Source organism: Streptomyces sp. SCSIO 30461, from assembly GCF_037023745.1.
GTDB lineage: Bacteria > Actinomycetota > Actinomycetes > Streptomycetales > Streptomycetaceae > Streptomyces.
On record NZ_CP146101.1, the window covers coordinates 3,513,041 to 3,536,713 of the forward strand.

Annotated in this window: 23 protein-coding genes and 3 pseudogenes; 14 read left to right on the plus strand and 12 right to left on the minus strand. The window is 69.1% G+C overall.

Annotation, left to right across the window (positions count from 1 at the left end; translation table 11 throughout):
* Nucleotides 1-320: 320 nt before the first annotated feature.
* From V1460_RS15465 to V1460_RS15480, 4 genes are all read left to right on the plus strand, one after another.
* The gene (locus tag V1460_RS15465; protein ID WP_338674298.1) at nt 321-1,211 is read left to right on the plus strand and encodes a F510_1955 family glycosylhydrolase; all 891 of its coding nucleotides are present in this window, start codon (nt 321-323) and stop codon (nt 1,209-1,211) included.
* 135 nt (nt 1,212-1,346) lie between these two features.
* The gene (locus V1460_RS15470; RefSeq protein WP_338674299.1) at nt 1,347-1,796 is read left to right on the plus strand and encodes a hypothetical protein; all 450 of its coding nucleotides are present in this window, start codon (nt 1,347-1,349) and stop codon (nt 1,794-1,796) included.
* A gap of 70 nt (nt 1,797-1,866) precedes the next feature.
* Nucleotides 1,867-2,616, plus strand: coding sequence for a hypothetical protein (locus V1460_RS15475; protein WP_338674300.1), 750 nt, complete (start codon nt 1,867-1,869; stop codon nt 2,614-2,616).
* A 558-nt stretch (nt 2,617-3,174) separates the two neighbouring features.
* Nucleotides 3,175-3,525: an NADH-quinone oxidoreductase subunit A gene (locus tag V1460_RS15480; protein ID WP_338674301.1), complete on the plus strand. Its 351-nt coding sequence runs from the start codon at nt 3,175-3,177 to the stop codon at nt 3,523-3,525.
* A gap of 263 nt (nt 3,526-3,788) precedes the next feature.
* Here the strand turns inward: V1460_RS15480 and V1460_RS15485 are convergent, their stop codons facing one another.
* Nucleotides 3,789-4,094 (minus strand): hypothetical protein, encoded by a 306-nt coding sequence (locus V1460_RS15485; protein ID WP_338674302.1) that lies wholly within the window; start codon nt 4,092-4,094, stop codon nt 3,789-3,791.
* A 15-nt stretch (nt 4,095-4,109) separates the two neighbouring features.
* Between V1460_RS15485 and V1460_RS15490 the strand changes: the two genes are divergently transcribed.
* The 7 genes from V1460_RS15490 to V1460_RS15520 are packed head-to-tail and all read left to right on the plus strand — an operon-like array spanning nt 4,110 to nt 11,534.
* Entirely contained in the window at nt 4,110-4,913 is an 804-nt protein-coding gene (locus tag V1460_RS15490) for a hypothetical protein (protein ID WP_338674303.1), read from the plus strand.
* Nucleotides 4,906-5,832: an NADH-quinone oxidoreductase subunit H gene (locus V1460_RS15495; RefSeq protein WP_338674304.1), complete on the plus strand. Its 927-nt coding sequence runs from the start codon at nt 4,906-4,908 to the stop codon at nt 5,830-5,832. The genes V1460_RS15490 and V1460_RS15495 overlap by 8 nt, the downstream gene beginning before the upstream one ends.
* A 39-nt stretch (nt 5,833-5,871) precedes the next feature.
* Nucleotides 5,872-6,435 carry an NADH-quinone oxidoreductase subunit J gene (locus V1460_RS15500; protein WP_338678061.1) on the plus strand — a complete coding sequence of 188 codons (564 nt, stop codon included), beginning with the start codon at nt 5,872-5,874 and terminating at the stop codon, nt 6,433-6,435.
* Complete coding sequence (locus V1460_RS15505; RefSeq protein WP_338674305.1) at nt 6,432-6,737, plus strand: NADH-quinone oxidoreductase subunit K; 306 nt, start codon at nt 6,432-6,434, stop codon at nt 6,735-6,737. The genes V1460_RS15500 and V1460_RS15505 overlap by 4 nt, the downstream gene beginning before the upstream one ends.
* Nucleotides 6,734-8,605 (plus strand): proton-conducting transporter membrane subunit, encoded by a 1,872-nt coding sequence (locus tag V1460_RS15510; RefSeq protein WP_338674306.1) that lies wholly within the window; start codon nt 6,734-6,736, stop codon nt 8,603-8,605. The genes V1460_RS15505 and V1460_RS15510 overlap by 4 nt, the downstream gene beginning before the upstream one ends.
* A 5-nt stretch (nt 8,606-8,610) precedes the next feature.
* Complete coding sequence (locus V1460_RS15515) at nt 8,611-10,116, plus strand: NADH-quinone oxidoreductase subunit M (RefSeq protein WP_338674307.1); 1,506 nt, start codon at nt 8,611-8,613, stop codon at nt 10,114-10,116.
* A complete protein-coding gene (locus V1460_RS15520; protein WP_338674308.1) occupies nt 10,113-11,534 on the plus strand; it encodes an NADH-quinone oxidoreductase subunit N in 1,422 nt (473 codons plus the stop codon). Before V1460_RS15515 ends, V1460_RS15520 begins: the two co-directional genes overlap by 4 nt.
* 212 nt (nt 11,535-11,746) lie before the next feature.
* Here V1460_RS15520 and V1460_RS15525 read toward each other — a convergent pair whose 3' ends face one another.
* The 6 genes and pseudogenes from V1460_RS15525 to V1460_RS15550 form a co-directional block, all read right to left on the minus strand.
* Nucleotides 11,747-12,235, minus strand: coding sequence for a transposase (locus V1460_RS15525; protein WP_407077462.1), 489 nt, complete (start codon nt 12,233-12,235; stop codon nt 11,747-11,749).
* A gap of 24 nt (nt 12,236-12,259) precedes the next feature.
* Nucleotides 12,260-13,888 (minus strand): hypothetical protein, encoded by a 1,629-nt coding sequence (locus V1460_RS15530; protein WP_338674309.1) that lies wholly within the window; start codon nt 13,886-13,888, stop codon nt 12,260-12,262.
* Nucleotides 13,885-14,775, minus strand: coding sequence for an ABC transporter ATP-binding protein (locus tag V1460_RS15535; RefSeq protein WP_338674310.1), 891 nt, complete (start codon nt 14,773-14,775; stop codon nt 13,885-13,887). Before V1460_RS15535 ends, V1460_RS15530 begins: the two co-directional genes overlap by 4 nt.
* Before the next feature lie 132 nt (nt 14,776-14,907).
* A complete protein-coding gene (locus tag V1460_RS15540) occupies nt 14,908-15,111 on the minus strand; it encodes a hypothetical protein (protein ID WP_338674311.1) in 204 nt (67 codons plus the stop codon).
* A gap of 281 nt (nt 15,112-15,392) precedes the next feature.
* On the minus strand, nt 15,393-15,653 hold the full coding sequence (locus tag V1460_RS15545) for a hypothetical protein (RefSeq protein ID WP_338674312.1): 261 nt from the start codon (nt 15,651-15,653) through the stop codon (nt 15,393-15,395).
* A gap of 158 nt (nt 15,654-15,811) precedes the next feature.
* Nucleotides 15,812-15,949 (minus strand): annotated as a pseudogene (locus V1460_RS15550) (IS5/IS1182 family transposase); the annotation flags it as partial.
* Between the two features lie 5 nt (nt 15,950-15,954).
* Here V1460_RS15550 and V1460_RS15555 point away from each other — a divergent pair.
* Nucleotides 15,955-16,116 (plus strand): annotated as a pseudogene (locus V1460_RS15555) (RNA-directed DNA polymerase); the annotation flags it as partial.
* An 82-nt stretch (nt 16,117-16,198) separates the two neighbouring features.
* On the opposite strand, the gene V1460_RS15560 reads toward V1460_RS15555, so the two are convergent.
* The 3 genes from V1460_RS15560 to V1460_RS15570 all read right to left on the minus strand — a co-directional run bounded on the left by V1460_RS15560 (nt 16,199) and on the right by V1460_RS15570 (nt 18,643).
* Nucleotides 16,199-16,957, minus strand: coding sequence for a hypothetical protein (locus V1460_RS15560; RefSeq protein ID WP_338674313.1), 759 nt, complete (start codon nt 16,955-16,957; stop codon nt 16,199-16,201).
* Nucleotides 16,908-17,726 carry a hypothetical protein gene (locus tag V1460_RS15565; protein ID WP_338674314.1) on the minus strand — a complete coding sequence of 273 codons (819 nt, stop codon included), beginning with the start codon at nt 17,724-17,726 and terminating at the stop codon, nt 16,908-16,910. The genes V1460_RS15560 and V1460_RS15565 overlap by 50 nt, the downstream gene beginning before the upstream one ends.
* 74 nt (nt 17,727-17,800) lie before the next feature.
* On the minus strand, nt 17,801-18,643 hold the full coding sequence (locus tag V1460_RS15570; RefSeq protein WP_338674315.1) for an IS5 family transposase: 843 nt from the start codon (nt 18,641-18,643) through the stop codon (nt 17,801-17,803).
* A gap of 760 nt (nt 18,644-19,403) precedes the next feature.
* On the opposite strand from V1460_RS15570, the gene ltrA reads away from it, so the two are divergent.
* Nucleotides 19,404-21,161 (plus strand): group II intron reverse transcriptase/maturase, encoded by a 1,758-nt coding sequence (gene ltrA, locus V1460_RS15575; protein WP_338673644.1) that lies wholly within the window; start codon nt 19,404-19,406, stop codon nt 21,159-21,161.
* 290 nt (nt 21,162-21,451) lie between these two features.
* Here ltrA and V1460_RS15580 read toward each other — a convergent pair whose 3' ends face one another.
* A complete protein-coding gene (locus V1460_RS15580) occupies nt 21,452-21,841 on the minus strand; it encodes a cold shock domain-containing protein (RefSeq protein ID WP_338674316.1) in 390 nt (129 codons plus the stop codon).
* 200 nt (nt 21,842-22,041) lie between these two features.
* On the opposite strand from V1460_RS15580, the pseudogene V1460_RS15585 reads away from it, so the two are divergent.
* Nucleotides 22,042-22,353 (plus strand): annotated as a pseudogene (locus tag V1460_RS15585) (dienelactone hydrolase family protein); the annotation flags it as partial.
* Between the two features lie 9 nt (nt 22,354-22,362).
* Here V1460_RS15585 and V1460_RS15590 read toward each other — a convergent pair.
* Nucleotides 22,363-23,673 (minus strand): hypothetical protein, encoded by a 1,311-nt coding sequence (locus V1460_RS15590; RefSeq protein ID WP_338674317.1) that lies wholly within the window; start codon nt 23,671-23,673, stop codon nt 22,363-22,365.

A 23,673-nucleotide genomic window follows, 5' to 3' on the forward strand; every position in this document is an offset into this window, starting at 1 on the left:
CAGCTCATCGACCGACCCGCTCACGCGACGAATGCTGCTCCAGTGGGCGGGCGGGCCGCGCTGCGCAGAGCACTCTCTGCACGCATTGCCGTCCTCGTCCCGCTTGGCCTGCTGGTGTCCTTCGTTGCCGACGTCATCAAGGACCCACAGGTGCCCTGGCAGCGGAACTTCAGCTGCGGACAAGGAGGGTGGCGGTGAGGCCGACGTGGGACACGACGACAGCCACAGCCACCGACAGAACCGAAAGGACGGCAGGCGATGCCTCGCTACCGTCCGGGCCCCACGACGGGTACGCTCCCCACCCCGGCAGGACCAGGAATATGAAGAACACCACCCGACGGCTTCTCGCCGCCACCGTAATCCTCGCGCTCGGGGCCGCCGTGACGGCCTGTTCCGGCGACTCCGACAGCGACTCCGCAAACGAAGCCGCTCCACCGAAGACATCCGCCGTCGTGCATGGCCACGTGCACGGTCTGGGAATCGACCCCTCCGACGGTCGGATCTACGTCGCCTCCCACCAAGGCGTCTTCACCCTGGGAGAAGACGGGGCAGCCCGGCGGGTCGGCACCAGCAGGGACGACTTCATGGGCTTCACCGTGACGAAGGCGAACACCTTCCTGGCCAGCGGACACCCTGCCCAGGGCACCGGCGGCCACAGTAACCACGGGCTGATCCAGAGCACCGATGCCGGACGGACGTGGCAGCCCCGCTCCCTCACCGGCGAAGCCGACTTCCACTCCCTCGAATACGCCCATGGCATCATCTACGGCTACGACAGCACCAACGCATCGCTACGCGTCAGCAAGGACGGATCCGCGTGGGTCGACCGTGCCGAGCTTCAGGCCCTGGACATCGCAGTCAGCCCCGCGGACCCGGACACTGTGCTCGCCACCACCGCCGACGGTGTCGCCAAGAGCGCCGACGGCGGACGAACCTTCGCCCCAGGAAGGCAGCCGGTCATCGCTTTTCTCTCCTGGGTGGCGCCCAGGGTCCTGTACGGGATGGACGACTCGGGCGGGATCAGCCGCAGCACCGACGGCGGCTCCACATGGAAACAGGCGGGCGCGGTGCCGGGCGGACAGGCCCAGGCGCTTACTGCGGTTGACGCCAAACGCATCCTGGCCGCCACCCAAACCGGCGTCTACGAGTCGAAAGACGGTGGCGAGACCTTCACCAAGCTGCTATCGGTCGAGGCAGGAGACGGCCACTGATCACCGTGCGGGGGTGAGCGGCGCACCTGCACGGCCGTACATCGAACGTCGAGTTCGGGCCGCTCACGTATTCCCGATCGAAGCTGCGAGATTCCACACCCTGCACAGCAGACGTCCTGAGGCGAGAAGGAGCCGATGACAGCAACCAGTGCCCGCACCGCCAGTAGCCCGGCAGTAGCCCGGCTGCTGGCGGTCTGTGTGCTGCTTGCCGGTCTGTTCCTTATGCACGGCAGTCCGGCTGCCGCCGAAGGCTGCCACGGGGACACGGCGGGTGGCGCGTCCCCGTCCGGTGGGGCAGCCGCGCTGCCCCACCACGACATGAGCACCTCGACCATCCCGGTGGCCGGTGACTCCACCGGTCCGGCGGTTCGCGCCGGTCTCCCGTCTCCTGCCCATCACGCGGTGCGTGTGTCCACTCCCGAGCACGGCCCGCTCCTGCTGCCCGCCCTCACGGTCTTCGCCCTGATGGGGACAGCGGCGATGTGGGTGTTGACCGGTCGAACGACCGGGCTGTCCGCTGCCCGTCGGCGGGCACCGCCGGGTGGCCGTCCCCTGCTGCTTCAGGTGTGTATCGCGCGGATGTGAGCAGGCCGTGCCCGCCCCTGATCGGGCAACTTCTCACGCTCCCTCGGCCACAGGCGCTGCGGGCCACGACATGGCCGGCAAGATGGACATGGCGTCCGACGACGGCTTGGCCGCAGCGAAGAACGGCTACCGCCTCAGCGCCGCCTCGCCCACCCTCCCCGCCGGAAAGGCAGCCGCCTACCGGTTCGCCATCACCGGCCCGGACGGCAAGCCCGTGACCGAGTTCAGCGTCGAGCAGACGAAGCGGTTGCACTTCTACGCCATCCGTAGCGACCTCACCGGCTTCCAGCACATTCACCCCACCATGGCCCCCGACGGCACCTGGACCGCTCCACTGACGGCCCTCCAGCCGGGCACGTGGCGCATGTATGCCTCCTTCACCCCGGACAGCGGGCCGGGCAAGGTCCAGGGTTTCGTTCTGAGTACCACGGCAACCGTCCCCGGCTCCGCGTCCAGGGTCACGCTTCCCAAGGCGTCCGGCACCACCACCACCGTCGACGGCTACACCGTCACAGTCAACGTCACCGGTCGGCCCATGGCGGGCATGGCGCAACCGCTCACCGTCACCGTGACCAAGGACGGCAGGCCGGTCTCCGACCTGGAGCCGTACCTCGACACCCACGCCCGCCTGACCGCCTTCCACGCAGGCGACCAGGCCCTGGCGCATCTCCACCCCGAGACAGAAGTCTCGGGCGACCGGGGCGGGCCCAGTCTGACCTTCCACGCCGAACTGCCCAAGGCAGGCGACTGGCGGCTGTTCCTGCAGTTCCAGACCGCCGGCACGCTCCACACCGCAGCCATCACCATGAACGTCGGCTGATCGCCCGCCGGGGCGGGAGCGTGCATGCATCCCGCCCCGGCATGGGCTTCCCGGAAACGTCACAAGGAAGAGTGACGAGCATCGAGCACGCGGCCTTCCGCTGCGGCGTGACCACGTGCCACCGCACCGTCGGTCAGGTGACCAGTCGGGCGGTTGTGGTGACGGCGTACACGGCGTACTCGAGCGGGCCACACCGGAAGATCCACGGGCAGACGCACCCGTCGCCTTCGGAGCCGCACATCGATGAGTGAGGAAGTAGCCATCAGCCGCCGTGTACCCGATCACGGTGGAGGCGGGACCGCGGATGCGGCTGGATGCATGCGCGAACCTTCACGAACTCGGCGCGCCCCGCCCTCATCGCAGCCCACGGCAGGAATGCTCTGAGAGGAAGTCCGGCCCGCTCGCCGATTGCGTGGGCCCCCGGGAACGGCTCGGGACCGCAGCGAAGAGGAGTTCGCAGATGGCTGCCCAGGACGGTGGGGTTCGCCCCGGGCCTGTGATCCGGCGCATCCGGGGCCGTCCGCCGGTCGCCTGCCCGGCCATGGGCGGTGGGAAGAGGTGAGCGGTACCGCCGCGTTGCTGTCGCTGCTGGGAGTGGGCGTGCTGACCGTCGTCGGCGTCTACGGTGCGGCCTGGGCGGCGCGGTTGTCCTCCGAGCAGGTGACCGTCGCGCCGTTCGGGTCGGGGCTGGAGCCGGTCGAGCATGCGGTGAGCCGGTTCCACGTGCGCTGGTACACCGTGACGATGCTGTTCCTGGCCTTCGACATGGAGATGGTGTTCATGTACCCGTGGACGCGGGTGATCTCCGTCATGGGGCCCGGTGCGGTGATCGAGATGTTCGTCTTTCTGGCGGTTCTCCTGACCGGTGTCGTCTACGCCTGGCGGGAGGGTGCTCTGCGATGGGCGTGACCGCTCTTGCTTTGCGGGCTGCTGCCGCCCGACCCCGAGTGTTGCTCGCCGTCCTCCCTGGCGGAACGGCCGCGCGGCTGGAAGCCGAGCGCCTGCTGAGGCAGTGGGACTGGCCTTCTGCCTCCACCCCGGCTCAAGCGGACGTGCTGCTCGTCGCAGGGCCGGACTGCCCGGATCTGCGCGTGGCGGTGGACCGGCTCTGGCGGGACCTGCCGGCTCCCCGGGTCCGTGTGCACGCGTCCTGCGCCGGCGATGTGCAGGCCCTACTGGAGGGTGGACGGCACCGGCTCGGCTCGCTCGCCGATCAGCGCATCGAAGTCCTCGGGGCGGCCGGAGCCGCCGGGATCGGTGATGACGACGGTGTCCACCCCTCGACGGGGCCCGGTGATCAGAGCCCGGGCGAGTGGGACGGTGCCCGCGGCGGTCGGCACGACAAGCCCGACGGGGACAGCGGCCATCACCATGGTGCGAAGGCGCAGCACGGAGGTGGCCAGGCCGACTCCCAGGATGAACTCCGTCAAGGTCACGGCGGCGGGGGGGATCACGGCCACGGGGGTCACGGCGGTCACGGGGGTGGCGGTGGCATGGATATGCCGGGCGGGTTGCCGATGGCTGGTCAGGGCCAGGACCGCGACGGGTTGACGCTCGATCAACTGCATATCTCTCTCGGGCCGTTGCTCGCCGACTGGCCGTCCGGGCTGATCGTCCGTGTGACCTTGCAGGGCGACGTGGTGCAGCAAGCCGAGGTTGCAAAGCCGGGCCGGTCCGCCCTGGCCGTATCGGGGGCGTTCTGGGCGGAGCCGTGGGTGCGCGAGGCGGCGGGGGAGCGGGTGAGCGGGGGCGCGGCGGCCCGCAGGCGAGCCGCCGCGCATCTGGACAGTCTGGCCCGACTGCTCTCGGTGGCCGGCTGGCCCGCCGAGGCGACCGTGGCCGGACGGCTGCGTGACGACCTCCTGGAGGGTGCGCCCGGCGCGGCCGTCTGGCCACGGCTCGAACGTTTCGCCAGCCGGGTCGGCCGGTCACGGACGTTGGCCTGGCTGACTCGCGGGATCGGCGGGTTGAGCACGCAGGAGGCGAGTGATGCCGGGGTGAGCGGGCCGGCGGCGCGGGCCGGCGGTGACGTGACCGACCGCTACCGGCAGTGGCTCGCCGACATTCGCCGTGACGTGCAGCGACTGGAGGAAGCGTCACCGCTCCGGCCGGAAGTGGACGACAGCCCTCGCGGTCACTGGCGGGACGGTGCACCGCCGTCGGACGCGCTGGTCAGGCTGCTGCCCGGTCTGCTGAAGGGGGCGGAGCTGGCCGCGGCCCGGCTCATCGTCGCCAGCCTTGACCCGGACCTCGACGAACTCACCGTCACGCCGGGCGGGGTGATGGCCCGTGACTGAGGCGGGGACGTGGTGGACGTTGTTGGCGGCTCCCGTGTTGCTGCTCGCTCTGGCGGGCCTGGCGGTGGCCGGCAGCGCGTTGCTCGATGCCCGTGACGCGGGCAGGCCCGTGCGCGTCGCAACCCTGGGGCGGCCGTTCCTCGGTGTGCCGCGGGCGCTGCTCGCGCAGCCCCGGCGCCTGCCGGCTCCTGATGTCCTGCTGTGGCGGGCCGGGGTGATCACCGTTCCGGTGGCCGCGATCCTGTCCACCCTGGTGATCCCGTTCGGCGGCGCAGTAGTGGCTGACCTGTCGGTCGGGGTGGTGTGGTTCAACGCCATGGAGGTGCTCACCTGGGCCGGGCTGTGGCTCGCCGGGTGGGGGCCGAACGCGGCGTTCTCCCTGGTCGGCGGCTACCGGTTTCTCGCCCAAGGCCTGGCGTACGAACTTCCGTTGATGTTCGCACTGATCTCGGCCGCGACCGGGGCGCAGTCCCTGCGGGTGGGTGACGTCGTCGCTGCGCAGCACGGTTTGTGGTTCGCGGTGTGGATGCCCTTCGCCTTCGTGGTCTACCTGGCGGGAGTGCTCGCCTTCAGTTTCCTGGGCCCGTTCGCCTACCCGGCAGGGCGGGACATCGCCGACGGGGTGCTGGGGGAGACCTCGGGTGTGGACCAGTTGCTGCTGCAGGCCGGTCGATGGCTGTGGCTGGCGTCCGGTGCTGCGATGGCGGTGCCGCTGTTCCTGGGCGGCGGTGCCGGTCCGGGGTTGCCGGGATGGGCCTGGCAGGCGGTCAAGACGGTGCTGGTGCTGGGGTTGCTGGTGTGGGTGATGCGGCGATTGCCGGTGTTGCGGGCCGACCGGTACGTGGAGTTCGCCTGGGTGGTGCTGCTTCCGGTGGCCGTCCTGCAGACGCTGGTGCCGGCCCTGGCCGCCCTCGGCTAGCAGGGTGAATCAGTCGGCGGAGAGGAGCGAGCGGTGAGCGTGACGGGCGTGGTGCTGCTGTGGGTGCTGGGTGTGCTCGCCCTGGCCGGCGGCGTTCTGGTGTTCACCCTGGACTCCATGGCTCGGGTGACCTTCGCACTGCTGGGCTCCCTCATGTGCGTCGGCGCCGTGGTGACGGTGCTGGGGCTGCCGTATCTCGGCGTGGTGATCGTGCTGATGATGGTCATGGAGATGGTGATCATGGCCGTGTTCATGATCGCTTACATGATGAATCCGGCAGGTCTGATGCCGATGTCGATGCTGCACAACACCCGCGGTGCCCTGGTGATCAGCGTGGCGGTGTTCGCCGCGCTGGTGGCCGGGATCTTCGTGGTGCCCTGGCCCGACCGGTCGCCACCACGCCCGAGGGACACGACCGTTCAGGTCGGTGTGTCGCTCATGGGGGAACAGATGCTCACCATGGTCACGCTCGGTTTCGTGCTGCTGGCCACGATGGTAGGCGCCACCGCGCTCGCCACCCGGCGGGGCCGCTACGACCGCCTCGGCGACGACCTCGACCAGCGTCCCGCGAAGGATCCCGCGGTCGGGGGTGTGGGCCGATGACGTTCGAACTGCTCCTGGTCCTCGCCGCAGGACTCTTCTGCACCGGTCTGTTCGGTGCCCTCTCCCGGCAGTCCATCGTCATGATCATGATGGGGATCGAGCTGATGATCGGCGGGATCATCGTCGCCGCCGCGGACTTCTGGCACTTCCTGGCACCGGCCGCCGGCAGCGGACAGGTGGTGATCGTGGCGGCCGTGGTGGCGATGGCGGTGGAGATGGCCATGGGCTTTGCCGTGACCACCGCCATTTACCGCGCACGGCAGGTCGACATGACCGACATGGCCGAGGACCTGAAGGGATGAGCGCGCTGCTCTGGCTGCTGATCGCCCTGCCGCTCGGGGGAGGCGCGCTGCTTGCGGTGTTCGGGTCACACTTCGACCGGCACGTGCCCGCTGCCGCCGTGGCGCTCGCCCTCGCGACGCTCGGTACGGCGCTGGCCGCCGCGGTGACCCGACCGGAGGCATCCACGCCGCTGTTCGCGGAGATCGAAGCCGGGCTGGCGGTGGACGGCCTTTCCGCGGTGATGGTCGTCACCGTCACCGCGGTCACCGCCGCCGTCCTGGTGTTCGCGGTGGGGGAGATGGGCGGTGAGGAGAACCGGGGCCGGTTCTTCGGTCCTATGCTCCTCTTCGCCGGAGCCATGCTCGTCACGGTCACGGCGACCACGCTGCCGTTGCTGCTGATGGCGTGGGAGCTGATGGGTGCGACCAGTTGGGCGCTCATCGGCTACTGGTGGCGGCAGCCAAAGCGCGTGGCGGCGGCCGACGTCGCTTTCCTGACCACTCGCACCGCCGACCTCGGCCTGTATCTGGCGGCCGGCGCTGCCGTGGCCGGCGGTGTAGGCGGTCTGCGGCTCGACGCCCTGCCGACGGCGGCTTCGCCGTGGCTGCACGTCGTCGTCGCCGGTGTCGTCGCGGGAGCGCTGGGCAAGTCGGCGCAACTGCCGCTCTCCTTCTGGCTGTCACGAGCCATGCAAGGCCCGAGCCCGGTGTCCGCCCTGCTGCACTCGGCGACCATGGTCGCCGCCGGCGCCTACCTGCTGCTGCGACTGGACCCGTTGCTGGCCGCGACCGGCTGGGCGGGGCCGTTGGTCGCCTGGACCGGTGCGGCCACGGCTCTCGCCCTGGGCCTGGTCGCCGTGGCCCAGACCGATCTCAAGCAGCTCCTCGCCGCCTCCACCGCCGCCCAGATCGGCTTCATGGTGCTGGCCGCGGGCAGTCACGGCGTCACTGCGGGCACCACGCAGCTCGTCGCGCACGCCGCGACCAAATCGGCGTTGTTCATCGCCGCAGGGGCCTGGCTGACGGCACTGGGCACCAAGAAGCTGGCCGCCCTGCGTGGGGCAGCACGCGCCTATCGCACCGTCGGCGCGGCCTTCATCGTCGGCGCTCTGACCCTGGCCGGACTGCCGCCCCTGTCCCTGTGGGCGGCCAAGGACGAAGTCCTCGCCGCCGCCCGCGCCCAGGGAACCGGGCTGTACGCCCTGGGCCTCGCGGCGGCGGCCGTCGCCGCCGTGTACAGCATCAAGGCCGTCTGGTACGTCACCCGCCCGCTCCCCCTGGACCCGGAGCCCGGCTACGACACGGAGCAGCACGGCACCCGCAGAATCGCCCGTACGACACCGGTTCCGCTGCTCATGCTCACGCTCGCCGCTGCCGCTCTCGGCGTCCTGGCCCTGCCGGGTCCCGCGTCCTGGCTGAGTCGACTGCTCGGCGCAGAGCACGAGCCGTACCCCGAGCCGTGGGAACTCGCCCTGTCGGCCGCGGTCGCGCTCGCAGCCGCCGTGCTCGGCTGGTCGTGGTCGTCCGGGCGGACGCCGACGCCGACTGCCCCCGAGCGCTGGGCGTACGGATGGCTCGGTCTGGAACAGGCCGCGTACCTCCTCGTGGTCCGCCCCGTAATGAAGGCGGCCGGGGCCCTGGCGGTCTTCGACGATCGCGTCGTCGACGGTGCCGTACGACAGACGGCGCGCGGCGCGCTCGCCGCGGCGCGCCTCACCCGCCGCCTGGACGACGAAGGTGTCGACGGCGTCGTCCGCGCGATCGCCACCGGCGCACGGAACCTGGGGCGCTGGGCGCGCCGCCCGCAGACCGGCCTGCTGCACCAGTACTACGCCCAGGCCGCCGTCGGCTTCGCCGTGCTCGTCCTGATCATCCTGTTGGTGAGGTAAGTCCTGTGCTCAGCATCGTCACCTTCCTGCCGCTGCTGGTCTGCGGTGTGCTCTTGCTCTCGCCGCGCACCCTCCACGACCGGGCGTACGTCTGGACATGGATCACCGCCGCGGCCGCCGACCTCGCGCTGGTCGTCGTGGTCTGGGCGGGCTTCGACGCCGGCGGCGGGATCCAGTACGAGCAGCGAGTGCGCTGGATGCCCAGCGCCGGCGTCGGCTACCACGTGGGCGTGGACGGACTCTCCCTGCCCCTGGTGGCGCTGACCTGCCTGCTGTTCCTGGCCGTCGCCGTGTACTCGCTGCGCGAACGGCGCCACGTGCGCCCCTATGTCTGCCTGTTCCTCTTCCTCCAGACAGTCAGTCTGGGCCTGTTCGTCGCCCTCGACCTGATCCTCTTCTTCGTCTTCTTCGACCTGTCGATCGTCGGCATGTTCTTCGTCATCGCGGGCTGGGGGCACGGGGAGCGCGCCCGCGCCGCGGCGCTGAAGTTCTTCCTCTACACCTTCGTCGGCTCCCTCGCCCTGCTGCTCGGCTTCATCGGCCTGTACCTGGCCGCCGACCCGCACACCTTCGACATCGTGGACCTCATCCGCACCGACCCGCTGTCCGGCTACGGCCTCTACGCGGGACTGGTGCTGCTCGCCATCGGCCTCGGGCTGGCGGTCAAGACCCCCACCGTGCCCTTCCACACCTGGCTTCCCCCGGCCCACACCGAAGCCCCCGCCGCCGGCTCGGCGATCCTGGCCGGGATCCTGCTGAAGATGGGCACCTATGGGTTCGTCCGCATCGCCATGCCCATGCTGCCGGGAAGCTGGCGTCACTACGCGCTCGTCATCGTGATCGTCGGCGCCGTGTCCGTCGTCTACGGGGCTCTGGTGGCTCTGGCCCAGACGGACTTCAAACGCATGATCGCCTACACGTCGGTCAACCACATGGGCTACGTCGTGCTGGCAGTCGGAGCCGCCGGGTCACTGGCCGGAAGCGACGCGCAGGCGCGCTCCCTCGCGGTGACCGGCGCGGTCACCCAGATGGTCAGCCACGGTCTGATCACCGCGGCCCTGTTCCTGCTCGCCGGAGTGCTGTGGGAACGCGGTGGCACCTACGAGATGGACGCCTACTCCGGCCTGGCCGCCCACACCCCCCGCTTCGCGGCCGTCACCGCCGTCGCCGCGTTCGCCAGTCTCGGCATCCCGGGATTCTCCGGCTTCATCGCCGAGTTCCAGATCTTCACCGGCAGCCTCGCCTCCCGCACCGTCGCCACCTCCATCGCCCTCACCGGCATCGTCCTCACCGCGGCCGTGTTCCTGACGGCCCTGCGACGCATGTTCCTCGGCACCCCGCGCCTGCCACAGAACCTGCCCACCGGCGCCATCGCGGATCTCAAGGCCACCGAGACGGTGTCCACCGCGGCTCTGCTCGCAGTCGCCCTCGTCATCGGCGTCGCGCCACGCTGGCTGCTCGACGTCATCGAACCGGCCGGCCGCACCCTGACCGGCCTGGTGGCACGGTGAACGAGAACCTGACCGCTCTCGTTCCCGAACTCGCCCTCCTGGGCGCAGCCGTCATCGGCCTGCTCACGGGCTCCTGGCTGCCCCGGCGTCGCCAGTGGATCGTCGCCGCGCTCGCGGCCACCGCCTGCGCGGCCGGACTGACGGCCACAGCCGTCACCATGTCGACGGGCCGTGAACAGACCGTTTTCGCGGACACGTTCGCCGTCGACACCGCTACCGGCGTCGGGCGGATCGTCGTCCTCGTCGCTCTGCTACTGATCATCACCATGTCCACCGAGACCGTCCGCGGTCACCCGCGCGAGGCCGAGTACTGGGTGCTCCTGCTGCTCACGGGGGCGGGCACCCTCGCCCTCATGGGCGCGAACGGCCTGCTGATGCTGTTCGCCGCGTACCTTCTGGCCAGCATTCCCGCCTATGCGCTGGCCGCTTTCGCCAAGGACGCCCCCGGCACCGAGGCGGCCCTGAAGTACTACCTCATGGGCGCCTTGCTCGGCACCACCATGCTCGCCGGCATCGCGCTGCTGTACGGGGCCGGCCACGCCACGCAGTACCGCGAACTCGCAGACTCCCTGCCGGACGCTCCCTACGGAATCGTCGCGGTCGGGCTCGTCGGTGTCCTGGCGGGCCTGCTGTTCAAGGCCGGGGCGGTGCCCGCGCACTTCTGGGTACCGGACGTCACCGACGGGGCGCCCACCCCCGTCGCCGCCTACGTGACGACACTCCCCAAGATCGGCGCCCTGATCGCCGTCTACCGCCTCCTGCACCAGGCGCTGCCTGACACCGACCTCGACTGGCCACTCCTGCTGGCGATCATCGCCGCTGCCACCATGACCCTGGGCAACCTGGCTGCGTTCTTCCAGACCTCCGTCAAGCGGCTGCTGGCCTACTCCACGATCAGCCAGGTCGGCTACCTCCTGATGTCCGTGTCCGTCGCCACCCGCTCCGACCTGGCACAAAGGAGCCTGCTGCTGTACCTGGCCGCCTACGCGGTCACCAACCTGGGAGCTTTCGCCGTAGTGACCGAACTCCCCGGCGCCCGCACGCTGACGGACTACCGCGGTCTCGCAAGACGCCGCCCCGGCCTCACCACCGTCCTCGTCATCTGCCTGCTCGGCCTGGTCGGCACACCGCCCACTGGGGTCTTCCTCGGCAAACTGGAGGTGTTCAGCGCGACCGTGGACGGCGGCTACACCTGGCTGGCCGCCCTTGCCGTCGCAAACACCGTCGCCTCCCTCTTCTACTACCTCCGCTGGCTCGGCCCCCTGTTCCTCACCAGCGACGCCATCCATTCGCAAACCCAAACGGTCCAGGGTCGTTGGTCCGCCGCCACCGCCTACACGGCAGCCGCACTCTCCCTCGCCCTCGGTGTCGCGGGGGAGGCCGTGCTCTCGCTCGCGGACGGACCGTTGCTGCGGTGAGAGGCCCCGCGTTCTCTCATCACGAGGGAGCGACCCCCGTTTGACGCTCCAGGCCGCAAGTCGAAGCCTCACATGACCTCTGACCTGGCACCTTGGGTCCCGTGACCAGGGCTGATCAGACCCTTGCCGACCCAACTGACGCAACATCAGGTCGATGATGCCGCCGGCCATGCGGTCCGGGAAAGAAGGCTTCACCCGAATATTCGGGAGTGTCAAGCAGCCGGCGAGAGTTCACGTGAACGGACTGTGGAGCCGCTGTCGCCTTCCGCCGGGGTCATGGTGGGGCTCTTCAAGGGCTTCACTTCGTGGGGAACGGCAGTTGCATCCTCGCGGACCCTTCCGGTGCGGCAGCGTTCCGGTCCTCGGTCCAGGACTTCGGGAGGCAGAGCTCGCAGTCGACCAAGGGTTCGGCCGCTTGCGGAGGCGTAGGCGGCGAAGACGCCGATCTGGCGGTTCTCGGTCCGGTCGGCGGTTTCGGAGTACTGGCGCTGCACCCCTGTTGAGGTGGTGCCCTTACTTGATGAACCCCCGGTGTCGTCGATGATGGGGATGCCGCCCGTCCTCGCCGAGCTTGTCGGCGACGTAATCCTGCAGATCGTCGCGGGTGCCTTCCGTGCTTCGGCAACGGAGGCCTTGCGGATCGGGCGGTCGGCGCCTCCTTTGCAGGCTCGCGCGGAGCGTGTTCCGGGAAGTCCGTCCACGTCCTGGGTGGGCCACAGGTCAGATCAGATGCGTAGGTCCCGGAGTCTGTAGCCGACAGCACCCAGGGCCGCGGCGAGCGTGGCGAGGACTGCCATGAGAACAGCTGCGGGCCAGTTGACGGGTTCCGCAGGCACTGCCCCCAGATGTGCGAACGGAGACAGCAGGCCAATCCACGCAGGCCAGTCGGAACTGTCGGCGATGACTTTCAGCAGGAAACCACCCGCGGCCGGGAACGATCCGATGACAGCGACCGCGCGCGGGGTCCAGCCCACCGCGAGTACACCGGCGCCCAGGCAGAGGAGCGTGATGGGCAGTACGTTCCAGGCCCCGGACAGTGCCCGGGCAGGGCCGAGGTCGGCGCCGGCGGCCCATGTGCCGATCCAGGCGGCGAGGCCGGCGACGGTGGTGAGCACGATGGTGCCGCCGAGAACCACGGCGATCTCACCCATGAGTACTCTCGTCCGGGCCATGGGCTGGGCGAACAGAAGGGTCAGCCGTCGGCTGGTTTCGTCGGCGGTGAGCGTGGCGAGTCGCACTGCGACGAAAGCCCCCGTCGGGAGCGCTAGCAGCGTGAACAGCGTGCCGGTGTATCCCTGGACGGTGCCGAGACCGGCGAAGCCGGCCTCCGCAGCGAGATCGGCGAACCGCGGGTTGTCGGTGAGGAACTCCGTCATGGACATAGCCAGCACCCCGACGATCAGGTAGTACGAGCCGACACCAACGGACCAGGCAGCCAGAGGCCGCACCATCCGCCGTAGCGCGAACGCCTGAACCGAGCCGAGCAGGCTCATTCGCGGTGACCGGCCGGAGGAGATGCGCAGATGGCCGCCGCGGATGTCACGCCGCCCTGAAGCGGCCACAGCGCACGTGGTGACCGCTGCGCAGGCGACCCCCAAAAGCACCAGCGGCCTGATCTGGTTCCCGTCGTAGGGGCGGGCCAGCACTGCCAAGCCGAAAGGCGAGAGCCAGCGAAGCCACCCCAGGACGGCGACACCGTCCCCGATCATCTTGAGCAGCATGCTGATGCCGAGAACTGCCACTGCCGCGCCGCTGGCCGACGACCGTGTCGCGCACACCTGAGCGGTCATGGTCCCCACCGCGGCGAAGAACACGCCGCACAAGGCCAAGCCGACGCCGTGCGCTGCGGCGCCGCCCGCAGTCGCACCCGCCGCGACCAGGCCGACGAACGCAGCTGCGCCAACGAACAGAGACGCGACCATCAAAACGGCGATGTGGCGTGCGACCACGGTCTTGACCGCTACCCGCCCCCCGAGCAAAACATCCCACCGGCCGGCATCCTCCTCGCCCCGGGTGATCCGCGTTGCAGCGAGCAGTCCCCACACCGCCAGTACAACCGCCAAGGCTGTCCCTGTGCGCCATACCGCGAATCCGCCGGCGTCACCCAGTGCGACCGGTTCCCCGAACATGGTGCGGATCGCTGGATTCGCAGCCAGCGCCTCCAGGGCCACCACATCCACCTGATCCCTGACCGTGCTGTGATGGGCGGCCACCGTCATCGCCGACATCGCTGCCGCCAGTCCGGCAACGACGAGCGCGCCGCGTCTGGTCTGACGCAGAGCCAGGGCCGTCACCGCACGCCTCGCCACGATAGGGGAGCCGGTGCGCCCGGCCGGCGCGTGCATGACGGTCATCGCCTCTGCCCGCCGTAGTAGCCGAGGAAGATTTCTTCCAGTGAGGGTTCCCGCACCGCGAGGCCGGCCACGTCTGCCGCTGCCAGTGTTCGTAGCGCAGGCCCCGGGGGGCCGGTGAGGGTGAATCGAATGGACGCCGGGCCGGTCGTCTCAACGCTCTCCACGCCGGGGACCCGGGTCAGGTCCGGTGGTGTGCCCGTGAAGCACACAGTCACCTCGGTGCGGTGCAGACGTCGCAGGTCAGTCACGGCGGCAACGTCGACGAGTCGCCCGGCACGCAGAATCGCCACCGTGTCACAGAGGGCCTCTACCTCGGCGAGCTGGTGGGAGCTGAGGAACACGGTCTGTCCGTTGTCCCGTGCCTCGCGGACCGCGCGGCGAAACTCACGTTCCATCAGCGGATCCAGGCCGCTGGTCGGCTCGTCCAGCACGAGCAGGGGCGCCCGGGTGGCGAACGCGGCCACCAGCGCCACCTTCTGCCGGTTTCCCGTTGAGTACGCCCGGCCCGGCTTGGACAGGTCGAGGTCGAACCGTTCGACCAGCTCGTCCCGGTAGGGCAGATCTGTTCCGGGGCCCGTACGCGCCAGCAGTTGCAGCGTTTCCGCCCCGGTCAGCTGCGGCCACAACGCCACGTCTGCCGGCACGTAGGCCAGGTGCCGGTGCGTCGCTGCGACGTCAGCCGCGTCGGTGGCGAAGATCGATACCCGGCCGACGGTGGGGCGGGCAAGTCCCAGCAGCAGCCTGATGGTGGTGGACTTGCCCGCACCGTTAGGACCAAGAAAGCCGAACACCACGCCTGGGGGAACGCTCAGATCCAGGTTGTCCAGTGCCAGGACGCGGCCATAGCGTTTGGTCAGGGACTCCGTAAGGATGGCAGGGGAGACCATGCGGCCCTTCCACAGTCAGCGCGGCGGGCACATGCCCCTGATCGCCGACCAGACTTCCCGGCACACCGCTTACGAACATACGCTTGCTGGACCACGCCGACAAGACATCCTGCGCGCGGATACTGGCGAGCGCTATCGAGGCGAGTGACGCAGATCCAGGCCGAGGCGGACGCGGCTGTCCGCATCCTTTCTCATGATGCCGAGCATGTTGTCGACCGGGTCGACGATCCCCATCGCCTCCGGGTCGTCGCCAGGACCGATGTTCTGGTATTCGTCCCAGATCTCCGGGTCGTCCTTCTCGGCCGCGATGATGTCGTCGGTCAGCCCCGTCGTCATGTGCGGTGGGTACTCGCTCCGGTCACCGTGCTTGAACCAACGGGGCAACCGGCTCCCAGAGTGCGTCAGGGGAACCAGGCGCTTCGACAGATCGGCACTCATGACCGGCATCGTGTCGCTCGAACATCACGTCCCATCGTGAGACGGCCTTCTGCTGAATCTTCTCGTAAGTTCGGTGCTATGGGCTCCCACAGGTCATCAGGAACCGGGCCAGCAGACACACGCGCAGAGTCTGCCGAAACCTCCCGTCAGATGCCAACGGAGCCGCGAGTGTGGGCTGGTCAAACGGTCGGGACTCCGTCCGACTCAGCGCCAGTGGAGCTCGCGAACACGACCGGTCGGCGGCCTTCTTCCTCGGCACAGAGCAAGTACGCCCCACCGGTGAAATCCCCTGCGATCGGCTCCAGCGACGCGCCAGAGGCAAGCCTCAGGCCATCACCGCACTCCCTCCGCTCGACATCGAACTCGAAGGTCGCCCGCAGCAGCCCGTGGGCATCCGGCGTGCTCCGGATCAGATCGAGCAGGTGATCGCTTGAGGCCATGACCTCGACGATAGCGAGAGCCACTGACGGGCAAGGCCTGGACCGCCCCACGATGTCCCCCGCGACGACCGGTCTGCAACCGCAGCTCATTCTGAAGCGATCAGGTGCGACACGAGGTCGCTCCAAGTAAGTAAGAGGCCGCGCGGATAGGGATGCGGTCATGGTCGGTGGTTCGGGCGTTCGTCCCAGCGGTGAGTCGTCGATGCCTGCCGGATCAGACTACGCACGGTGATGATCACGTCGGCGAGGTCGAAGGATGCCTTGATGACGGTGGTGCGCCGCTCGTAGTAGCGGGCGGGGAGACTGCTTCGGCAGCCTGGATCACGAGGTGCTGCTCGCAAGTCTGGAGGAGAGAATCCACGATGGATGATTTCTGCGGCTGATCCGGTAGATGCTCAAGGCCGGGTATTTGGAGGACGGGCGGTGGAACCCCACGCTCAGCGGTGCACAGCAGGGTGGCGTGATCCTGCTGCCGGAACAGGCCGACTACCTGGTCTGCCGCGCACACGGCTTCCTGGCGGACCGCCCGCCCGCCGTGCCCGTCCTCAGTTGACCTCCCGCACTCTCGCAGCGGTCCGCTCGGCGAGCTCGCGGACGCCGTTCGCGGCGTTCCCCGAGAGCTCGCCGAATACGGCGTCGGCGGCCGCGAGGAGGGCACGGGTCTCCTCGGGGCGGCCCGCGTCGGCCAGGGCGAGGGTGAGCCGGTAGTGCTCCTCGGCGATGAAGCGGCCGAGGTTGACCCGCTGCCAGTGGAGCAGTGAGTCGTCGCCCGGGGTGGCCAGGGCGTCGCGCACGGCGGCCAGGCTGTCCGCCGCCTGCGGCAACCGGCCCGCCTCCCGCTCGAGGCGGGCCAGGGTGTAGCCGGCCGAGGCCCGGTCCCATGCCGTCTCCTGAAGGGCGGCGTACAGGCGCTGGGCGCGCAGCGCCTGGGGAAGGTCGCCGAGTTCCTCGAAGTCCCGGGCGAGCCAGTCCAGCGGATCCGTGGCCAGGCTGCGGGGCACCTTGGGGCGGCGGAGTCTGCTCTGGTCCATGAAGATGCTGTCGAGTTCGCGGATCAGCGTCACCCGCGCGAGGTCCGTCATCCCCTGGTCCCGCGCCAGGTCGGTCCATGTGGAGACCGGCTCGTCCGACGGGTTCGTCCCGAACATCGACTCGTCGAGCTCCCGCGCCCACTGTTGCAACTCGTCCGCGCTTGCACCCGGTTCCGGTATTTCGCTCAAGCCGCACGCCGTGTCGAAGTCCGTCTTCCGGACCTCAAGCAGCAGCGGCAGATCTCCGGTGTCCCCGGCCAGCCCCACCAGCACGGCCGCGAGCCGTCAGTTCGTCCGTCATCGACGACCGTGTCTCGTGCCGCAGCAGATGCCGCAGCAGCTCCAGATCGCCCTCGGCGCGGTCGAACTGCGCGGCCCGCAGGGTGATCCGGCGCCGCACCGGGTCCTCGGCGACTTCACGCCATGCCGTGCAGTCGCCCTCCCGCAACCGGGCGAGATCGGCGTGGCCCGCCGCGAGCACCGGCTCCCACAGCGGGGGACCGGCCGGGCCTATCCGGTCGTACGCACACCCCTCATCCGCATTGAGCAGTACGAACTCCGGCTCGGTGCGCAGCAGCGCGGCACGCAGCCTGCCCACCAGCTCGACCGGGGAGCGATTCGGGAAGCCCAGCACCGCCCGGAGCTCGGCACGCTCGTCGTCGATTCCGTAGTGCTCACGGATCTCGTCCTCGGTCTCCGCGACGCACGCCAGGATCTTCTCCTCGCTGTCGTCCGACGACATACGTGTGTAGCCGCGCCAGCCGGGCAGGCCGATCACGAGCTCAAGGGCCTCGTCGACACTGGAGCCGATGATCCCCGCGGCGCCCTCCGAATCGGCGTAGAGCACCGAGCCGTCCGCGCACACGAAGTACGTACCGCCGGTATCGTCCCCGGCTACCGTCTCCAGCGGCCCACCCGAGGCGAGGCGGACCTCCTCGACATGGCCGTGGGCGGCGCGGTCCAGGTCGAAGCCGAAGGGGAAGGCGGCCAGTTTGGCCAAGCGGCGGTCCTGCCGCAGCAGCCATAGCGCGTGATCGGTCACGTCACAGAAAGTAACACCGGGCACTGACAACGGACTCGCGGCCCCTGTAGGAGGCCGTGCGGATAGGGATGCGGTCATGGTCGGTGGTTCGGGCGTTCGTCCCAGCGGTGAGTCGTCCATGCCTGCCGGATCAGACTACGCACGGTGATGATCACGTCGGCGAGGTCGAAGAATGCGTCGATGACGGTGGTGCGCCGCTCGTAGCAGCGGGCGAGCCGGTGGAAGGCGTTCTGCCACGCGTGGGTGCGTTCGACATGCCAACGCTGACTGGCCTGGATGGGCGCCTTCGCGCCCTTGTGCGCGATGCGTCCGTGCAGGCCGCGTTCGCTGAGCAGCGCGCGGGTCTTGTCCGAGTCGTAGCCGGCGTCCAGGTGCACGGTGATGTCGTCGGGTAACGGTCCGAGGTCGTCCAGGCGGTCCAGGGTCGGTGCGAGCAACGGGGAGTCGTGGCGGTTGGCACCGGCCAGGACACGCCCCAGTGGAATGCCGTACCCGTCCGTCATGCCCGAGCGTTTGAGGCCCTGTTTGCCGCGGTCGACCGGTGAACGTCCGGCGGCTTCGCCGCCTCCGGGGGCCTTGGTGATGGAGCCGTCGACCGCGATCTGGTTGAGGACGAGACCAACGATCCGGTCGTAGGAGTCGAGCGCGATCTGCTTGAGCTGGGCGAAGACGCCGAGTCGTATCCACTCGTCGCGACGGCTTCGGATCGTGGTGGCCGAGCATGTTGTGTCGGCGATCGCCTCGTAAGAACAGCCGAAGCGCAGCAGTTGCAGCATCTTGTCGAAGACGATCCGGTCGCTGATGCGTCGACGGTGGCAACCGAGTGGATGGTCCGGGTGGTACTCCGGCCTCTCGGGCAGCAGCGCAGCGAATTGGTCCCAGAGCGGTTCGGTCAGCCATGATGGCAGCGTGGGCACAGGCCCTCCATGTGATCACAGAGCGTAGACAACTCCATGATCACCGGGACCTGTGCCCGTTCTGTTGCCGGTATCCCCAACCGCGCCTATCCGCGCGGTCTCTAAGGACAGCCAGATGAAGGAGGTATCGATCGGCTGAGCTTCGGGCCAGTGTCCAAGGCCCGTCCCCGCGCTCACGTGCGTCGCTGGCAACGGCGGGGTGCGGAGCTGAGCGCTCAAGCCCAAGGACGCCTCGGCCATCGAGGCGACACAGGTGAGGGGAAGGCTGGACGGGCGAACGCGAGTGAACCCCTGACGACGCCCCGTGATTTCAAGACCGCGCGATGGTAAGCAAACGGCGGTCACAGGACCCGGTGCTGTGAGGCACCGAGCGACCCTCAGGAAGCTGAGACTTGAGGGGAGGACACCGCTGGTCCCGGGGCAAAGGGGGCGCCCACCCCAGCCGCGTCTTACTGGTGCGGAACGTGGAAACCCCGTCGGGGTCCAGGCGAAGAGCCGGTAGGCCGACCGCAAGGAGAGCTGAACTCCCCGGCGGGAGAAGGATGATCCAAGAAGCGAAGGCCGGTGGGCCGAAAGGCCAGAGGAAACCGGGAGAACGGGACCTTCACCCGCTCCCGCATAACTCGCCGGATACGGGCCTTGGTGGTCCGGCCCGAAAGGGAGCCCACGTGGATCAGGTGAGCCTTTGAAGTCACCGCTGCAAGGACGTCAGAACCGAAGGACAAGTTAGGTACTGGAGGCGCGAATTGGGGGCACGGTCTTGGCTGAGCCTTCGGCGGCTGCGGTGAACGGACCGGAGGACGAAATACTCGACTGGCACAGCATCGACTGGGCCGAGTGCGAGGAGAACGTACGGCGACTGAGGCAGAGGATCTTCAAGGCGACGCAGGACGGGGACCTGAAGAAGGTCCGCAACTTGCAGAAGCTCATGCTGCGAAGCCGGAGCAACACGCTGGTCAGCGTGAAGCGGGTGACGCAGCAGAGCAGTGGTCGCAAGACCGCCGGCATCGACGGGGAGCGAGCCCTCACCCCTGCGGCGAGGGGGAAGCTGGCGGCCGAGATCCATCGGTCGTCCCAGCCCTGGAAGGCCAGGCCCGTCAAGCGCGTATTCATCCCCAAGAGCAACGCGAAACAGCGACCGCTCGGCATCCCGGTCATCCGTGACCGTGTGCTCCAGGCCCGCGTGAAGAACGCGCTGGAGCCCGAGTGGGAAGCGCGGTTCGAGCCGAGGTCCTACGGCTTCCGGCCCGGCCGCAGCTGCCAGGACGCGATCATGGCGATCTTCCTGACGGTGAAGGGCAAGTCCTCGAAACGTCAGTGGGTGCTGGACGCGGACCTGTCAGCGGCGTTCGACCGCATCGACCACGACCACCTGATGACCTCCATCGGCCAGTTCCCCGCCAGGGACCTGATCCGGGGCTGGCTCAAGGCGGGAGTGGTCGACCGAGGTCGATTCGCACCGACGGAGGAAGGAACTCCTCAAGGCGGTGTGATCAGCCCGCTGCTGATGAACGTCGCTCTGCACGGGTTGGAACAGGCCGCAGGGTGCCGATACAGAGTGGTGCGAGCCGGGCGAGAACCCGGCGCATCCCCAGGCACTCCCGTGCTGGTGAGATACGCCGACGACTTCGTGGTGCTCTGCCACGACGAAGCCCAGGTGCACCAGGTCAGGACCCGGCTGGAGGACTGGCTGAAGCCGAGAGGTCTTCGCTTCAACGAGGAGAAGACTAAGGTCGTCCACCTCGACGAGGGATTCGACTTCCTCGGCTTCACCGTCCGCCGGACGGGCGGCAAACTGATCATCAAACCGAGCACGGCGGCCTGCAAGAGGCTCCGGGAGCGGTTACGGACCGAGGTGAAAGCCCTTCACGGGACCAACGCCGAGGCCGTACTGCGCAGGCTCGTCCCGATCGTTCGCGGTTGGTCGGCCTACTACCGGGCGATGTCCTCCACGACGACGTTCGCGTCGTTGGACCACTACATGTGGCGCCTGACCTGGAACTGGGCCAGGCGAGGCCATCCCAAGAAGTCAAGGTACTGGGTCGTGGACCGGTACTTCGGCAGGTTCCACCCGTCCAGGCAGGACCGATGGGTCTTCGGCGACCGCGGCAACGGCGCCTTCCTGCCCAAGTTCTCCTGGACCGGCATCGTCCGCCACCAGCTCGTCAAGGGCGGATCGTCTCCAGACGACCCCGACCTGGCCGGGTACTGGCGGGACCGCCGCCGCAGGAAAGCGCCGCCGCCGATGGACAAGACGAGTCTTCTCCTGGCGGTCCGGCAGCAGGGGCTCTGTCCCCTCTGCAAGCAAGCGCTGATCGCCGGAGCCGAGTACGAACCGGACAGTCCACGCGAGTGGATCAACTGGTTCGCGGCCTCGAAGAAGATGCTCCACAAGCATCACTTCACCTACCGGCGCCACGGTGGCTCGGACGAGCGGAACAACCTTCGCCTCGTGCACTCCGAGTGTCATCGCCAGCACCATGCGGGCGACGGCGAACGGACCACATCAACCTGCTGACCTGCGAAGCCCACGTGGCTTGCTTGAGCCGGATGCCGGGATGACTGGCACGTCCGGTTCTGAGGGGGCCGGGTCACGGCAACGTGATCCGGCTACCCGACTGAGCCGTGGTTGGCCCGGTCGCCCTGGCGGCTTGCTCGATCTTCGCGAAGTGGGCCGCACGCAGGAAGCGCTGGGTGATGGCGGCAGGCGGGAGCAGTGCCCGCATCAGAATCGGACGCCACCGGCTGCCCGGTGCGGCCGACTTTCCGATGCCCGCAATCTGCTGCTGCGCGTGGCCCGCAGGCGGATCAGCCCTCGGTCCAGCCGTGGTCCTTCGCGAACCGGGCCAGTCCGGCGCGGGCCTGTAGGATCTGCTCGCCGGTGAGCGACGGGACCGATGTCAGGAGAACCTCGGTGACCTCCCGGACGAACTCATCCGCGCCGAGAACGTCGCACAGGGAATCGTCGAACGGTACCGCGGCCCTTGCTTCCGTGCCTGATGCGAGGCGGACCGCGGACGCCTTCGGCCCGCGCTCGCCGTTCTCGATCTCGAACTCCACCCTCACGCCGGGACGCACGTATTCCTCGGCCACGTGCATGTCGTTCACGTGCAGGAACACGTCGTCCCCACCGCTCTCGGGCGCGACGAACCCAAAGCCCCGCGCACTGTCAAAACGCACCACTCGACCGACAACCATGGCATCTCCCACCGGAACCGGGCCCCTTGCCCGGGGATTCCGGTGGAAGCCTAGTCACGAGCGTGTCGCGGGGGCGAGGCCGCCGAGACTTGTCGAATCGACACACTCCATCTTGGGGCCGGGTGCTGGGCAGCGGCGCGAGGTCGAGAACCTCGGTGCGGTCCGCTCCGCCGACTTCACTTGTCGTGGGCCAGAACTGCGCGATCGGGACGGTCAACGCACTGACCACGGGTGTCCCGGGCGAGGCAGCACGCATTCGCTGCCCGGTGTGGTCCGGAGTCGGCTCGGAAGACCCGATGATGCCGCCCGCACAACGGGAGGCGTTCGCCGCCGAGATGCAGGCGGCAGGCGTCGACTGGCGTCTCGCGGTCTACGGTGGAGCCCTGCATGCGTTCCACCAGCCACCGGTCGGCCACACCGTGCCCCCCGGAGTCGGCCACCACCCGCGACACGCGCAGCGAGCCTGGCGTGACATGGTCGACCTGCTCGCCGAGTGTCTGCCCGTTGGGTAGTGATTCGGTCTATGCCTCCAGTAGCAGTGTCAGGCCTCCGACGGTGTAGCAGATCATGAGCACCAGCAGGGGGAGCTGTCCGGCGACAGCGCGAGAGGGAGGGAAGAGGCGGACGGATCGGTCGTGGGCGGCGATCACTCCGAGGACATGGCCGAGGACGATCGCTGTGACCTGGAGGGAGGCCAGGGCGCTTGGCGACAGGAGGTCCGCGGGTGGGGGCGGATTGTCAGCGCCCCATGCGATGGTGACTGTGCGTGAGGATTCGATGATGAAGAGTGAGAGGTAGTGGGCGAAGAGGTAGCCGGTGGCGATGGGGATGAGGGAATGCGCGAAGGCGTTGGTGGGACGCTCCTGACCCGGGCCCGAGATGAGGCGTGCGGCGATGGCACAGGAGGCGTAGAGCAGGGCGACGATGGCGCAGGAGGCGGCCAGCCCAAGGGTGGCGGCACCGGTCCGGCCGAGGGGCGAAGTCTGGAGCGTGGTGATCCACCACGGCGCTTTGGAGAAGCCGTCGTAGGCGGTGCTGCCCAGCATCACGCACAGCGTGGCGGTGAGCCCTGGGGCGACAGGGACGGCGTCCAGGCTGTTGAAGGGGCTGCGCAACACGAGAAGCCGGTCGTGCGGGCGGCGGGCCAGAGGAGAGAGGCGACCGAGTAGCGCGGAGTACACCTCGAAGGCGTCGCCGCGGTCGAACCACCGTGCCCCGTACACCGCTGCTCCGCCGAGCTGGGCCGCGGCGTAGAGGAGGAGGAAGGTGAGCAGGGCGGCGCGTGAGGCGGGCTCCCTTGAGGCGAGTTCGAGCCAGGTGAAGGCGAACAGTCCCACGCCGGCGGGCCAATAGCCCATGGCCCTCGGGAGAGGGCGCCCGGAGCGAGGGTCGCGACCGAGGGCGCGGCAGGCGTGGGAATGGAGCGTGCGCAGGGGGTTCAGCAGACGCCAGACGGGGCCGAAGACAACGGAGGCGGGGACCAGGCCCACCCAGAACAGGACGTAGACCGCGCCGGGGGCGGGGTTGCGGTCGAGGTCGTCGGGGCCGAGGAGGAGATGGGCGGCGACGAAGACCGCCGCGGCGAGGCCCAACGCTTGCAGGATGCCTCGCAAGAGTGCGCCGTCCGCAGCGCGTTGGAGGGCGGTCGGCAGTGGACGCCCGGCCGTGTCGCCAGTGAATCTCGGGGTGGGCCAGAGCAGGCCCAGGGCGAGGAAGGAGACGAGCAGGGCCGTGAAGGCTCCGGCATAGGCGTAGAAGGCTGGGATGGGCAGGTCCTGGCGGCTGCCGATGCCGTGGGCGAGGCCAAGGGCATGGTCGACGTCGAGGATCAT